Source organism: Stakelama flava (assembly GCF_019351405.1).
GTDB classification, from domain to species: Bacteria; Pseudomonadota; Alphaproteobacteria; order Sphingomonadales; family Sphingomonadaceae; genus Sphingomonas; species Sphingomonas flava_A.
In genome coordinates this window covers 203,689-217,245 of record NZ_JAHWZX010000005.1, presented here as the reverse complement: position 1 = coordinate 217,245, position 13,557 = coordinate 203,689, and the positions used below count along the sequence as shown (strand labels likewise).

Sequence of the window (13,557 nt, the reverse complement as noted above, 5' to 3'; positions counted from 1 at the left end):
ACACGAGTCATAGCCCGAATTTGATGTGACATGGTCGCAACACCTCGAAAGATGCATTGACTGTTTGGATGAAAAACGTACAAAAAGTGAATGGTTGTTTCTTTGAATGCTGCCCGAAAAGGGAAAGGTCGGTCTGATCGTACAATCAACGTGCAGCGGGTACTCGAACTCCTGCGCGCGCAAGGGCCGATTTCGCAGGCCGACATGGCGCGGGCTACGGCGCTTTCACGCGCAACTGTGAACAACATTATCAAGATGTTGCGCGATCGCGGCGTGGTCGAATTCCATTGGAAAAACGGCCGCGAAGCGCTGGTCGCACTCGCCTCCAATCGTGGTGCCGTCATCGTAGTCAAAGTTGAGGAACGCTGCGTCCGCAGCAGTTTGTTCGACTTCGAGGGCCAAATGCGCTTCGACCTTCACAACAGCGAAATCGCATGCTGGGCTGAGGAGCCGAGTTCTCCTCCCATGGTACTGGATATGGCCAGAAGATTGATGGACGCGTCGGCTACCCATCGAGCGAAGGTTGAAGGCGTTGCCATCGCAATCGAGGGACCGATAGAACGTTCTACTGGCGCAATCGCGCCATGGGCCTGGCAGCGGCTTCCCGAATGGAAGGGGGTCGACATCCAGAAGCAGCTAGCGAGATCACTGCGCGTTCCACTGGTGGTTGAAAACGATGCGAACCTCGCCGCTCTCGCCGAGTGGACGTGGGGCACTGGACACGGAAGCGAAGAATTTCTTCACATCATTTGTGGAAGCGGCGTGGGTGGCGGACTTGTGCTAGGGGGTCGAATCTACCGAGGCGGTACCGGTCTCGCAGGCGAAATCGGGCACATGATTATCGAGGAGACGGGCGAACTATGCTTCTGCGGTAGCCGGGGTTGTCTCACCAGTTTCGCTACGGAACATGCCATTCTGGCGGCGCTGCGCAATTCCCAGCATCCTCGCAGCTCGTTGCGCGAGGTGGTCATGAGTGCACAGCGAGGAGATGCCGCTTGTCAGCGCGTGGTGTTCGAAGCGGGACAACATATCGGTAAGGCGCTCGCGACAGTTGTTAGGATCCTGGCGCCAAGCGTGATTGCTATCGGCGGACCTCTCGCGCTCGCTGGCGAGCCGCTGCTCGAAGGTCTGCGTTCGGCGCCTGAAATCATCAACCTGCGCGCTGTCGGCGAATCACCTCGGTTCTGTATCGCTCAGGTGATCGAGGAAGCGCCTCGCCTCGGCGCGGTTGCGGCAATTCTCGCGAGGCTCGACACCGGCGTGAGCGAATTGTCCCCGTGGATGCTCGATCCACGTCCAATTCCTGCTGAACAGACGGCTAAAACAGCCTGACATCGGTATCTATAGCGGCATCAGAAATACCGGGTGCGGTACGGAAATGCTGCTCGCTATTATGTAATCCCCCTTCGCATTGAGGGATAGCATCGCGATGTTATCCGATAGAGCGTTAGCGACCAGAATGTCGCCATTTTCGAGCGCATCAAAAAACCACGGCCAATGACCACCGCTCGGCCACCAGTTTCGCGCGGAAACCAGGCCCGACGAATTGAGGGTAAGCTGCACTATCGTGTCGTGGCCTCGGTTGGACGCGAGTAATGCGGTTGCATCGGCATTCATCGCAAGATGGGCCGTATGAGAGTCGCCGGCAAAATTGTCCGGCAGCGTTGAGACAACTTGCTCTTCAGTCAGTTCTCCCGCGCTGGTTTCGCGCAGCACGACGAGCGTATTGCCAAGCTCGTTAAGAAGATAGATCCGTTCGCGGTGAGTAAGCAAATGCCGCGGCCCCGCTCCAGGCGCCGATCGGTAGGCGACGCGAGGGCTTCCAACGACGCCTCGCGTCGGATCGAAATCGCACGACAGCACTTCGTCCGTTCCCATGTCGGCGGCGTAGATGGTGCGGTTGCCAGCAGAAAAGATCGCGCAATGCGGGTGGCTACGTTGCTGACGCGGGTGGGGGCCGCTGCCGATATTGGCGAAATCGGCAATGCGTTGCGGCATTTGCGAATCGCGAAAAACGCTCCAGCCCGTATGCGCGTTGGCGACCACGAAAAAGCGCCCCGTCGCATCGAAGCTTATGTAGCTTCCGCCAATGCCACCGCTCGAAAGACGTGCACGTTCGCAAAGCTCGCCATCCGCGCTCAGCAATTGCCGCGACATGGCTGAATAGGAGGCATCGTTGTGAAGCAGCAGCGCCTCACCTTCCCGAGCGGGATCGCGGGCGCCATAATACACTGCTGCCGCGTCGCTCGCGATGCGCTCAATGCTGAGGCCGGGCCATTTGGTTCCGTACGTTACTCCGAGCCAGAACAGCGGCGTTTGTTGCGCCGCGTCTGGCTCAGTGAAAGTCCAGGTGCCGACAAGGTAGCGGCGCAAATCAGGCGACAACATAGTCTGGCGCACTCACGAAACCCTTGGGCTTCATAAGAAAATCCGCGAGATAACCGTCATGGGGCATGTGCGGAGCTGCAAAGAAGCTGGGCACAGCCCCACGGTAAACATTGCGAACGGAGGCATCGTCGAGCGCCTCGTCGACAAGCGCGTCCTTGACTCCGATCAGGACAAGATTGAGCGTATTACGAAGCGGGTTGATGCCATCGGAAGGCGACCAAGGCGCAAACCATAAGCAGGGAAAGGCGAGTTCAATACCCTTAGACTGAACGTCGCCGGCACTGTCGAGCACGTGTACGGCAGGCCGCATAACGCAGGAGCCGTCGCCGATCTCGTCGGCGACACCCGAGCCGCCAAGGACCGGAAGGGTGCCCTCCGCAGTTTGAAGAAGATACTCCTCGATCCTACGTGCATCCTCGCTGGGCTGAACGGGCAGCAGTGCATTTTCGTCTTCTGGCGAGAGAGAAGGGATCGCTCTGAGTTTTTCGCCGACCGCTTTGGCGAACGCGGTCGCATCGTCCTTGCTGCCCTCGACAAGTACGGTTGTGACGTTGGTGCAGCCCGTTCCTCCTCCGCGGCTTGCGGAATCGACAACAAGATTGATATAATCACGCCAGTCGTGGCGACCGGCAATAAGCATTTTCGAACGTCCGGGGCCCTGGGGAAACAATTTCGCTCCGCCATATTTTGCGATTACGTCGGCACCGCCATAAACCATCGCGAGATCCGAACCATGTATCATCTCGTCGGCGGCGGCGTAATCGGTCGGCAAAAATGCGAGTTGGTCGCGCGCAAAACCAGCTTCGTAAAGCGCATTTACCAGACGCCAAGGCGTGAGAGGTTCGCGCCTCGAAGGACGCACAGCCACACGATAGCCAAGCGCAAGCGCCTCGAGCCAACCGCCGTGGATGGCAGGATGGTTTCCGGCTGCGTGAATGCCGAAGATGTCGCCCCGGCGCACCCATAGCCCAACCCCCTTGCCCGGCTCAGCGTCGACCCGATCGCCAATAACTGCGGAGGGACGTGCAAACTGTGCTCTATCCCAGGCTTCGTTGGCGAACGCCGCGATTTTTGAAGCGGCACTCCGGACTTCCGCGATTCCCAGGCCGGAAATTCTAGCCACCATCCGTTGGTATTCCGCCGCTTCGAGACCCGCGACTGCTTCTTCGTAAAAGGCGCGCCCTGCCTTCGCGATCGCCTTCAGTCGGTCAGGACGGCTCATTGGAGCTGATTTGTGAAGTGTACTCATGCAGTGCGCAACATATGGCACAGGTGCAAGGCTCAGTTCCGCCACCGGCTTACCGCTGACCTCCCGTATCGTCCTGCGCGACCGGCTACGGTAGGGTCCCGCCGGTCCGAGCACTTCGATTTGGACTAACTTATGCGCGGTCGGGTCGACCATCTTAATAAACTCCCTCGATTACCTTCTGTCCCTTGAAGGAAACGAGCGGGCTGATGTCTGCAATCGAGTCGCCAATCTGGTTTGCGTCAACCGGTGCAACGCGCGTCACTTCGTCACGCTCGGCATTGTTCGGGAGGAGGAGCGCCTTGCTGACGTGATGGACCACCAGCTGGCCGCGATTGCCATATTCCACACACTCGCCTGTCTTCTCGTCACGCACCTCAAAGGTGGTGTAAGGCGAGAGATTGGCATCGAAAATAGTCTCGTCCGCGTCTTCGGCGCCAAAACGCTGTCGGCCACCTGAGCCGAGCGCCATAGTCGTCCCATATGAGCCAGCTAGCGTTATTCCTGGCAATATTACATCCATGTAGAAATGACGGGCATCCGCATCCATCGAAGCCCCGCCCCAGTGAATATATTCGACGTTTTCACGGATGACTTCGAGCATATCTTCGCGCCGGACGATCCGGGCCAAGATCGGCGGAGTGAGCCGGATGTAGCCAATGTTCTGACTCTTCAGGATGAAAGCCGCCTGATCGAGCAAATGGTCGGCATAGGCATCTGCTTCTGCTTGATTGCCGGCTGCAACTTGTTTCTTCACCCAGCGCGGATCCATGTCGATGGCAAAGGGTAATACGCCCCACGCCTTGGCACCGCGCCGCGCCTGCTCAAGCGCGCCGTGCGGACCGCTGGGAGAGAATAATAGCCAGTTCTTTTTTTGAGTAAGGCCGTAATGCTCCCATACCGCATTGTCTCGTTCGACCATCAGTTGGGCAAAATCGGCCATTAGCGGCAAGGCTTTCGGTGCGCCGGTAGTGCCGCCGCTTTCGATCACTGAAATTACATCCGGACGGGATCCGTAGCCTCGAGGAATGAAGGCGGTGACAGGATGATCGCGAATCTCGTCAGTGATGTTGGGAAAGAGACTAAGGTCGGCGTGCGACCGGACGTCCGTCAAAGGATCGAATTCCAGAGATTTGGCGCGCTCGATCCAGAATGGAGCCCCCGTCTCCGGGTTAAAATGCCAAGCCATGGCAGCCTGTATGAATGCGTCAGGGTCAGGCATCACCCCATAGGGAAGCGAGAGAATTTGACCGTCGAGCGCATCGGGCATGATTGACGTCCTCATATCGAATGAGGAATTCATCTACATTATTGTCTACAATCGTGTCAACCATCAGAATATCTGTCGAATACCCTCTCTAGTGTCGCCGTCAAACGGTCGAGATGGTCGCGCATTGCTTCCGCCGCGCGGAGCCCATCATGTCGACGCAGCGCCTCAACGATGGCGCGATGTTCACATGGAGAGTTCGCAGACCAATCTGTAATAAGTTGCGTATAATGATGATAACGAAGAAAATGCCCGTGCAAGCTCGCGTGCAGGCGCTGCAGCGTACCGTCTCCTGCAATTTCTAGAATTGCCTGGTGAAATCGCGTCTCGAACATTAACGCTTCCGCTGGCGCGCATTGCGCCGCCTGCTCTGCCATCGAATCCAGAGCATCGATCTGGGAATCGGTGATTCGCGCGGCGGCCAGTTTTGCAGCCTGGCTCTCGATGAGCGAACGGGCCTGATATATTTCTAACGCTTCTTGGCGACCAATTAGACGCACGCGCGCGCTGGAATTCTTGCGTTGCTCGACCAACCCCTCATGTTCCAGCCTTAACAACGCCTGTCGCACGGCAGGGCGAGAGGCAGAATATCGAGCCATGAGATCAGCTTCGACGAGTCGTGTATCCGGTTGCAACGCCCCGGTAGCGATTGCCTCGCGGATATGTTCGTAAATTTTTTCGTTTGCCATGCCGTTCCGGTTGCCAGCGCTTTCCGACTTTCGTCAATCGTTCAGCACACAATCGATACTGTTGCCATGATTGTCTATAATATTGTAGGCAAACCGCATGGAACATCGACACATCGGCCGATCTGGCCTCAAAATCTCAGCGCTTACCTTCGGCAACTGGCTCACTCAGGGTGCCGAAAAGGATCGCGATAACGCAACTGCATGCATCCATGCTGCGCTAGATGCGGGCATTATCGGCTTCGATACTGCAGACACTTATGCGGCCGGCGCGGCTGAGGAATGTCTCGGAAATGCGCTGAAGGGAGAACGGCGTGAATCACTGGTGGTCATGTCCAAGGCATTTTTCCCCGCTTTTGATGGCAAGCGCGGTCCCAACGATGTCGGCCTTTCTCGAAAACACCTTATTGAAAGCATCGATGGAACACTTCGCCGTCTGGGCATGGAATATGTCGATGTATATCAAGCGCACCGCTATGACGCCTTCACTCCACTCGAAGAGACCATGCAGGCGTTTGCGGACATCATTCGGTCCGGAAAGGCTCTCTATATCGGAGTGAGCGAGTGGACTGCCGAAGCGTTGCAAGCGGGACACACGCTGGCGCGCGAATTGGGGGTTCCGCTTATCTCCAATCAAGCGCAATATTCGGCGCTGTGGCGCGTGATCGAGGACGAAGTCATTCCAACTTCGCAAGAACTGGGGATGGGCCAGCTGGTCTGGTCTCCGATGGCTCAAGGCGTACTTTCCGGAAAATACCTGCCAGGCCAGACACCGCCTCAGGGGTCACGCGCCACGGATGAGGAGAGCGGAGGCGCTCGGATGATCTCACGCTGGATGACCGACCCCGTTCTTGAGGGGGTGCAAAAACTTCGACCGATCGCCGACGATCTTGGAATCTCCATGCCGCAGCTTGCGCTCGCCTGGGTACTCGCCAATAAGAATGTCGCGTCCGCGATCATAGGCGCATCGCGGCCCGAACAAGTTGCTCAGAATGTGCGTGCAGCCGAGGTCAAACCAGAACCGTCAGTAATCGCGGCGGTGAATTCTGCTCTCGCAGACGTCGCAGTCACCGACTCGTCGCTCACCAAAGATTTCACTCCTAAATCGCGGCCGGAATAGCATGATATAGCCCACTGGCAGCACAGGTCCCGGATAAATGGCATAATCCAAAGATCGTCGAGGGAACTTCGCCCATGCAGGCCATTCGGCGCTATTTGACAGGCAGGTCGCTCTCCCATTCTGGAGCTTTGCTGTCTAGGGTCAGGACCCGTCGATATGATTGGCGCGATTTGATTCAGGCTCCTTGAGGAGACTGAATTTGAGTGACCTGTACTGGCTGACCGATGAGATAGCGGACGTTTCAGACGGCGGGCCGGCGTGTCAGCTTTGCGCCTCAATCTCGACCATTCCACCGCCTCGAGGTTGATCCCGAAAGCCGACAATTCCAGCCACTAAGGGAGCCGACTGCTACTGAGTGGCTTTGCGACTGCCGGCTATCGGGGCGAGATAGCGGACGTAGGTTCGGCGTGCCGGGATTTTGACGATGGCGGGAAAGACCCTAATTATGGACATTCCAAAAGTGGGCACGGCGTCCCGGAAGCGGCCATTCGTTCAGCGCGATATATCCCATTTCTCTGTCATCGACAGGCTCTTTTGGGGAGAACTCGCGATCGTTTTACCCCTGTGATGCATGCAGGCCACGGTCAGCAATCGCATTAAGCAGAGCTGCTTCATGCCGACTAACAATCCTTCCGAATACCGCGTCCTCGTTCAAGGCCCGCGCCAGGATTATCGCGCCCTGTATACCACTTACAGCCTCTTCCGCGAGCGTTCGGGCCTGCATTGGTGTAACGGCGCCGGCTCGGAGGCATTGTGCCAGCGCTGCTATCCAGCGGGCAAAATAGTCCCTGATGCGAACCGCGAACGCGGTGCCCGACGAACCCAATCCAATCCACCCGACTAGACACACGCGTCCGCCCGATCGAAAATAGGCCGTCACCTCGGCCATCATGGACCGGATCGCCATCTCAGGATCATCGCCTTCCTCAAGGGGAACGAAAATCTTTGCGCGGAACCAGGCATCGATATCAGCCAGAACCGCCCCCATCATCTCCTCCTTCCCGTTAGGGAAAAAATTGTAGAGGCTGCCTTTGCCGAGGCCCGTCGCCTTGGACAGGATTGCGATGCTAGCGCCGTCGAAGCCGTGTTCGCGGAACGCTTCCGCCAGCGCCGGAATGGCGCTGGCACGATCGGTGAGGGCGCGTCTGACGCTCAGAGGTCAAGGTCGCTGAGCGATGGGTGATCGTCGGGCCGGCGGCCAAGTGCCCAATGGAACTTACGTTCGGCCTTCGTGATCGGTCGATCGTTGATCGACGCAATGCGCCGCACCATCAGACCGGCGTCATCGAACTCCCAATTTTCGTTGCCGTACGATCGGAACCAAGTACCGCTATCGTCGTGCCACTCGTAGGCGAAGCGCACCGCGATGCGGTTGCCATCGTGCGCCCACACCTCCTTGATCAGACGATAGTCCAGCTCCTTTTCCCACTTGCGCGTGAGGAACGCGACGATCGCCTCCCGGCCAGTGAGGAACTCGCCCCGATTTCGCCACACGCTGTCCGGCGTATAAGCCAGAGACACCTTCTCAGGATCGCGGCTGTTCCAGGCATCCTCGGCCATGCGGGTCTTCTGGACCGCCGTCTCAGCGATAAACGGCGGGAATGGGGGACGTGACATAGCCTTACCTCAACTCATCTTGTACCGATCGGTACAAGATGAGTGCGGGCACGTCAAGGCTGTACCCATGATGTTTCCGCGACGGCCTCGCCTAAAACCCGACAGTCGCAAAACCACCCAATCGTTGCTAAAGGTATCGCGCCGTTGCCCCGATGAGCCGCGATGCGGCGCGGAAGATGGCGGATCTGGCGCGCAGCTGAGCGCTCGGAGCACACCATTCGAGCCGCGATTAGCGATGACGGGGAAAGCGGACCAGATGATTCCCATCAGAGGCTCGCGACGTCGAGAACGATTTTACCGAAGTGGTCGCCCGCCTCCATTGCGGCGTGTGCCAGCGCAGCCTGGTCGAGCGGAAAACCGCGTGGGTTGCCGGCGAAACCGCTCCTCTTTCGACCTTGGCCCAGACCATCGTCTCGATCTCACGCGCGAGATCGGCTGTTTCGTCCCCGCTTAGCGAGTGCAGCGTCGATCCCGTCAGTGTCGCCCTTTTCGCCATCAGCGCAAAGACAGGCACCGTGATTTCCGGTCCGCCCAAGGCCGCGATGAAGACAATGCCACCCCTCTGACGCAGAACCTCGAGGTTCTGCGCGAAATAGGACGCGCCGACCATGTTGAGAATGATCTCGGGGCCGCAGGCGGATCTGGCCCGTGAGAACGAACGACTTCGCCTTGAGAACCGTGTGCTCAAGCAGGAGAGGGACATCTTAAAAAAGGCCACCCAGTTCTTCGCGAGCCAACGGCCGTGAGGTTCGCGTTCGTGGAGAGATGGCGTTATGTCTGGCCGGTGGAGACGATCTGCCGGGTGATGCGCGTCAGTCCACGCGGCTATCGCTCTTGGCGCATGCGACCGATCAGCCAGCGTGAGCGCATGGATATGTCCGTGCTGGCCCATATCCGGGAGCAGTATAGCCTTAGCCTTGGTAGCTATGGTCGTCCTCGCATGACGATGGGCCGAATTAATACAGATCGAGAACTTTAGCCATCGTCTTACCCTTGCAACCAAGATGGCCCTCGACGACTTCGAGGTGATGCGAAACCGGGCACAATTGAAGTACCGATCATAGCTTAATCGGGTACCGAACCGGCGATGGGGCGCGCCGAACACCACTGCTGACTTGTCTCAACCAAATTGATTGCTGATCGTGGTTTGGCGACGGGATATTTCTGATGCACGTGCGACGCCAGCGGGCGTCCCGGGCCACCCATGGCCCGGGATCCACCGATTGATCCTTATGACGAAGCTGTGAAACCCAGCTTTTCCAGGGCTACCATGCAGGCGTGTTCGTCCTGAACGGCATTGCCGCCCGAAATGCCGATGCCGCCGACCAGCCGGCCTTCATCCATGATAGGAAAGCCGCCACCCACGGCCATAAGCCGTGGATGATTGCCGAGCGGTGCTACCGCGGGGTCGCGGACATATTCGTTCCAGACATGCGTCGGGTATCCGTAGGATGCGGCCGTCCACGCCTTGCTGATAGCGACCTCGGCAGTGAGAAACGGTGCTGCGTCGTCTCGCGCGAAGGCCCGCAGCGATCCGGTCGCATCGGTAACAGCAATCGCTGCCGGAAAGCCGGCTTCCTGGGTTGCGGCAAGAGCGGCATCAATCAAAGCTCTGGCCGCTTCCAGCGATACGTTGCCTGCCGGGATTGTCTTTTTCGTGAGCATATCTTCCATGATGGGGTCCTTATCGATTTTCGCTTGAGGAAGGTGAAGCGGTCGCGGGCGAATCCCACCCCGTCAGCGTAACCTTCCCGTGGGTCGAGCCTGTTTCGATCTGTGCGTGCGCGGTCTTGAGATTTTCGGCATTGATCGGGCTGAGGGACTTGGTGAGCGTGGTCCTCAACCGGCCGGTATCGACCAATGACGCGACTTCGGTCAGCAATCTGCCTTGTGCGTCCATATCGGGAGTTTCGTAGATAGGCCGGGTGAACATCAGCTCCCAGTGGATCGACACAGACTTGCGTTTGAACACCGAGACGTCCAGATTTGCCGGATCGTCGATCAGGGCGAAACGGCCTTGAGGTGCAATTGCCTCGGCAATATCACCGAGATGTTGATCGGTATGTGTGGTCGACAGGACATAGGCCGGCTCACTTAGCCCTAGGCCTGCCAGCTCGGCTGCGATCGGCTTGCTGTGATCGATGACATGATGCGCGCCCATTTCGCTGACCCAATCGCGCGTTTCCGGACGTGACGCCGTGGCGATGACCGTCAGGTCGGTAAGCTGACGTGCCAACTGGATGGCAATCGATCCGACCCCGCCTCCGCCGCCGACGATCAGGATCGCATTGGCTGCACCGGGAACCGGTTTTCTGACGTCCAGGCGGTCGAACATGGCTTCCCACGCAGTGATCGATGTCAATGGCAATGCAGCCGCTTCGTCCCACGCCAGTGTCGTCGGCTTGATCGCGCAAATGCGCTCATCGACAAGCTGCAGTTCGGCATTGCTGCCGGGGCGCGTAATGCTTCCTGCATAGAAGACCTCGTCTCCCGGCTTGAAGCCGGCAACCTCGTCCCCGACCGCGACCACCACACCCGATGCATCCCAACCCAGTGTATTCAACCCTGAACCGGTTCGCGAAGAGCTTTGTCGCACCTTCACATCGACGGGATTTACCGAGATCGCCCTCACCGCGACGAGCAGGTCACGGCCCGAGGCGGTCGGATCGGCCAGTTCGACATCCATCAGCGAATCCGGGCGACTGATCGCCCCGGCGTTTTCATAAGCGACTGCACGCATATTGATCTCCAAAGATTGTCTGGTGACCAATTAGTTTGCAGATTCCATAATGGGGATACGCACAACGATCGCACATACTACCGAAAAGGATACTACCTTGTCCAAACCACGTCATTCCCGATACGATTGCCATCCTGGATGTTCGGTAGAGGCGTCACTCACCCTCATCGGCGGGAAGTGGAAATGCATCATCCTGTGGCACTTGCAGGAAGAGGGTGTGGTACGGTTCAATGAGTTGCGACGGCGCCTTGCCGGGATCACTCCAAGAATGCTGACTAACCAACTGCGCGAGATGGAAGAGGATGGGCTAATCGACCGTACCGTTTATGCGCAGGTACCGCCCAAAGTTGAATATCGCCTGTCCGAACAGGGGCGAAGTCTAGCGCCAGTATTGCTCGCTTTGAAAGATTGGGGCGACAAGAACATGCATCTCTTCTCGCAACCATCTGGTCATCCCGAGGCCGTACTCGCCGGAGGCGGCGCGTCATGATGACCTCTTCCTCATAGCACCTTCGCTATCGTACGTGAAAGCGCTCACGAACGATCGTGGCACTGCTTTGCCTATGACATTCACCGCGAATGCGCGCACTAGGCCGCGCACTTGCCCCTCGATCACTTGTCTTGCAGACCCGTTTCTGCGTCTTGGCTTTCGCGCTGGGTATACGCCTAAGCGCTATAGCTCGACCACGACCTTGCTTGCCCTGACCCCGGCCCTGCGCAATTCGAGGGCGGCCGGTACGGCGTCGAGGCCGGTGCCTGCTATCATGGGCCCCGGAAGTCTTGCGCAATAGCCGTCTTTCAAGGCTACGGGCAGGAAATCCTGAAAAATCGCCGGCCCCACCTCGTTGTCGATAAGTGCGGTACCCCAGATGAATTTTGATTTGACCCCCTTCCTCGCAGCGCGCAGTTTGAGCTTCGCGCTACCGCCAGCCATTTGGGCCATGACCGGGAGCAATCGTGACCAGTGACCAGACCCTGCGGGTATGTTCTCGAAGCTTGCCGGGGTGGTGCCCTGGGCGACGAACCTATTTCCCTCCGACTTCGCCAGGATGTCGATACAGGCTTTCGAAGAACCCTGACCAATTGCGACAGCTCCCGCTACCTTGCTGCCGCGCAGAGCCTCTGTCATTCTCGAGGGCGATGCCGGATCGGCATAGTCGAAAACCGATTCCGCGCCCAGATTCTCGACCATCGAAAAATTGACTGGACCAGCGGTTGCTATAACACGGTAGCCGGCAGCGCGAGCGAGCAAGACCGCATTGCTCCCCACGCTTGTCGATGCACCCCAAACAATGACGATTTCGCTCTTCGGGATTGCATCGGCCCCGGGCGACGCCAGACCCAGAAAATCGCGCTGAAACAGGCCGCAGGCCGCAGTGGCAATTGCCAAGGGAAGAGCCGCGGCTTGCGCAAAGCTGACGTCGTCAGGAATGGCGGCGGTCATGTGACCGAACAGCGCACAATGGGTTCGATAAGCACCCTCATCGGCATTGTTGCGCCGTGACCCTACTGGCTTGATTGCACGCAGTCCCATCACGACACTCGGATTGCAACAACCTAGGTCTGGTCTACATCGAGCCAGTATGTGCGCTCGTTTGAAGGTAGTTGGCCCGTTGCTATTTCGCGATGGTTCTTGGAACGGCAGCTGACTATGGCCGAGGTGGGGGCACAGTCGATGTCCCAACACATGCCGGTCTTTTCACAGCCCATCTTGCAAATTCGGATAGGGACGCGGACGGACCTCACCTAAGAAACAAGAAATCGGTGACGGAACGAACGGGATTGGAGCTTTCACTTGCAACAGGCTGGTGCGCTGCGCGGGGCTTCGACGCCAGGGCGGACAGTACACGTATGCTGTGGGCTGACTGGAACCGGTTGTGCGTTCAGGTAACGGGCCGGGCACTCTGTACTTCAGGCGGTTCCACAAAGCATGCAAGTCCCTGTTTTAGGTTCGCATTCACTTGGTTGAGGGGCCGGTCCGTAGAGAGCGCCAGCCACAACATCCCATCCAAAAAGGCTGCGATGGCTGTGGCAGCCTCCATTGGCGCCATGCGCAACGTAATATCCTTCCGACGGCTTAGCACCTCGAGTTTGTCCGCGAGGATCTCGATGCTTTCATTCAGCATCTGAGCAAGTGCGTCATGAAGCTCGCCTGGCGCTGCGGCTGCGGCATGCATGTGCAACCGGAAACGGGCAATCGTGGCGATGTCGAACCCGAGGTGACCTTCCATCGCGGTTAGGGACTCCACAATCCCGTGCCATGTCTGGGGCAACAGCAGTTCCATCGCGTTGCCATAACGCATCGCGCTTTCGACGATTTCACCCTTATTCCTGAAGTGCACGTATAGCGCACCGGTGCTCAGCCCGGCGCGCCTGCAGATGTCGGGAACCGACATGCGCTCCGGGCCGGTCGCCGCAATACACTGGATCGCCGCCCGCAAGATGCGCTCCTTTTGCGCCTGCATATGTTCAGGATCGCGTTTGGGCATCGGT

The 13,557-nt window shown here is 58.2% G+C and carries 14 protein-coding genes and 1 pseudogene; 4 read left to right on the top strand and 11 right to left on the bottom strand.

Features of this window, described 5'->3' with window-relative positions; translation table 11 throughout:
• The first annotated feature begins 90 nt into the window (after positions 1–90).
• A complete protein-coding gene (locus KY084_RS07810) occupies positions 91–1,332 on the top strand; it encodes an ROK family transcriptional regulator (protein WP_219237882.1) in 1,242 nt (413 codons plus the stop codon).
• A gap of 9 nt (positions 1,333–1,341) precedes the next feature.
• Here KY084_RS07810 and KY084_RS07805 read toward each other — a convergent pair whose 3' ends face one another.
• The 4 genes from KY084_RS07805 to KY084_RS07790 all read right to left on the bottom strand — a co-directional run bounded on the left by KY084_RS07805 (position 1,342) and on the right by KY084_RS07790 (position 5,590).
• Positions 1,342–2,400: a lactonase family protein gene (locus KY084_RS07805; protein WP_219237881.1), complete on the bottom strand. Its 1,059-nt coding sequence runs from the start codon at positions 2,398–2,400 to the stop codon at positions 1,342–1,344.
• Positions 2,375–3,610, bottom strand: a complete 1,236-nt coding sequence (locus KY084_RS07800; protein WP_219237880.1) for an aldehyde dehydrogenase family protein — start codon at positions 3,608–3,610, stop codon at positions 2,375–2,377. The genes KY084_RS07805 and KY084_RS07800 overlap by 26 nt, the downstream gene beginning before the upstream one ends.
• Positions 3,611–3,791: 181 nt before the next feature.
• Positions 3,792–4,904: an AMP-binding protein gene (locus KY084_RS07795; RefSeq protein ID WP_219237879.1), complete on the bottom strand. Its 1,113-nt coding sequence runs from the start codon at positions 4,902–4,904 to the stop codon at positions 3,792–3,794.
• 56 nt (positions 4,905–4,960) lie between these two features.
• Entirely contained in the window at positions 4,961–5,590 is a 630-nt protein-coding gene (locus KY084_RS07790; protein ID WP_219237878.1) for a GntR family transcriptional regulator, read from the bottom strand.
• Between the two features lie 97 nt (positions 5,591–5,687).
• Here KY084_RS07790 and KY084_RS07785 point away from each other — a divergent pair, with 97 nt between their 5' ends.
• Positions 5,688–6,707 (top strand): aldo/keto reductase family protein, encoded by a 1,020-nt coding sequence (locus KY084_RS07785; protein WP_219237877.1) that lies wholly within the window; start codon positions 5,688–5,690, stop codon positions 6,705–6,707.
• 556 nt (positions 6,708–7,263) lie between these two features.
• On the opposite strand, the gene KY084_RS07780 is transcribed toward KY084_RS07785, so the two are convergent.
• From KY084_RS07780 to KY084_RS16345, 3 genes are all read right to left on the bottom strand, one after another.
• Positions 7,264–7,815 carry a TetR/AcrR family transcriptional regulator gene (locus KY084_RS07780; RefSeq protein WP_281421894.1) on the bottom strand — a complete coding sequence of 184 codons (552 nt, stop codon included), beginning with the start codon at positions 7,813–7,815 and terminating at the stop codon, positions 7,264–7,266.
• Positions 7,816–7,859: 44 nt separating this feature from the next.
• Positions 7,860–8,324 (bottom strand): nuclear transport factor 2 family protein, encoded by a 465-nt coding sequence (locus KY084_RS07775; protein WP_219237876.1) that lies wholly within the window; start codon positions 8,322–8,324, stop codon positions 7,860–7,862.
• 229 nt (positions 8,325–8,553) lie between these two features.
• Complete coding sequence (locus KY084_RS16345; protein WP_246586990.1) at positions 8,554–9,012, bottom strand: zinc-binding dehydrogenase; 459 nt, start codon at positions 9,010–9,012, stop codon at positions 8,554–8,556.
• Here KY084_RS16345 and KY084_RS16340 point away from each other — a divergent pair.
• Positions 8,966–9,270 (top strand): annotated as a pseudogene (locus KY084_RS16340) (IS3 family transposase); the annotation flags it as partial. The gene KY084_RS16345 and the pseudogene KY084_RS16340 sit on opposite strands and share 47 nt — an antisense overlap.
• Positions 9,271–9,554: 284 nt before the next feature.
• On the opposite strand, the gene KY084_RS07765 reads toward KY084_RS16340, so the two are convergent.
• A complete protein-coding gene (locus KY084_RS07765) occupies positions 9,555–9,998 on the bottom strand; it encodes a GlcG/HbpS family heme-binding protein (protein WP_246586976.1) in 444 nt (147 codons plus the stop codon).
• Between the two features lie 10 nt (positions 9,999–10,008).
• The gene (locus KY084_RS07760; protein WP_219237875.1) at positions 10,009–11,064 is read right to left on the bottom strand and encodes a zinc-binding alcohol dehydrogenase family protein; all 1,056 of its coding nucleotides are present in this window, start codon (positions 11,062–11,064) and stop codon (positions 10,009–10,011) included.
• Between the two features lie 97 nt (positions 11,065–11,161).
• On the opposite strand from KY084_RS07760, the gene KY084_RS07755 reads away from it, so the two are divergent.
• Positions 11,162–11,554 (top strand): winged helix-turn-helix transcriptional regulator, encoded by a 393-nt coding sequence (locus KY084_RS07755; protein ID WP_246586975.1) that lies wholly within the window; start codon positions 11,162–11,164, stop codon positions 11,552–11,554.
• Positions 11,555–11,737: 183 nt separating this feature from the next.
• Here KY084_RS07755 and KY084_RS07750 read toward each other — a convergent pair whose 3' ends face one another.
• Together KY084_RS07750 and KY084_RS07745 are read right to left on the bottom strand one after the other, a co-directional pair.
• A complete protein-coding gene (locus KY084_RS07750) occupies positions 11,738–12,598 on the bottom strand; it encodes an MDR/zinc-dependent alcohol dehydrogenase-like family protein (RefSeq protein ID WP_219237873.1) in 861 nt (286 codons plus the stop codon).
• Between the two features lie 349 nt (positions 12,599–12,947).
• Positions 12,948–13,553, bottom strand: coding sequence for a TetR/AcrR family transcriptional regulator (locus KY084_RS07745; RefSeq protein WP_219237872.1), 606 nt, complete (start codon positions 13,551–13,553; stop codon positions 12,948–12,950).
• Between the last annotated feature and the right edge of the window lie 4 nt (positions 13,554–13,557).

What these genes read in the sequence shown, in the direction of transcription:
- KY084_RS07810 (WP_219237882.1), top strand. Translation starts at nt 91, where the DNA reads ATGGTTGTTTCTTTGAATGCTGCCCGAAAAGGGAAAGGTCGGTCTGAT.
- KY084_RS07800 (WP_219237880.1), bottom strand. Translation starts at nt 3,610, where the DNA reads ATGAGCCGTCCTGACCGACTGAAGGCGATCGCGAAGGCAGGGCGCGCC.
- KY084_RS07795 (WP_219237879.1), bottom strand. Translation starts at nt 4,904, where the DNA reads ATGCCCGATGCGCTCGACGGTCAAATTCTCTCGCTTCCCTATGGGGTG.
- KY084_RS07790 (WP_219237878.1), bottom strand. Translation starts at nt 5,590, where the DNA reads ATGGCAAACGAAAAAATTTACGAACATATCCGCGAGGCAATCGCTACC.
- KY084_RS07785 (WP_219237877.1), top strand. Translation starts at nt 5,688, where the DNA reads ATGGAACATCGACACATCGGCCGATCTGGCCTCAAAATCTCAGCGCTT.
- KY084_RS07775 (WP_219237876.1), bottom strand. Translation starts at nt 8,324, where the DNA reads ATGTCACGTCCCCCATTCCCGCCGTTTATCGCTGAGACGGCGGTCCAG.
- KY084_RS07765 (WP_246586976.1), bottom strand. Translation starts at nt 9,998, where the DNA reads ATGGAAGATATGCTCACGAAAAAGACAATCCCGGCAGGCAACGTATCG.
- KY084_RS07760 (WP_219237875.1), bottom strand. Translation starts at nt 11,064, where the DNA reads ATGCGTGCAGTCGCTTATGAAAACGCCGGGGCGATCAGTCGCCCGGAT.
- KY084_RS07750 (WP_219237873.1), bottom strand. Translation starts at nt 12,598, where the DNA reads ATGGGACTGCGTGCAATCAAGCCAGTAGGGTCACGGCGCAACAATGCC.
- KY084_RS07745 (WP_219237872.1), bottom strand. Translation starts at nt 13,553, where the DNA reads ATGCCCAAACGCGATCCTGAACATATGCAGGCGCAAAAGGAGCGCATC.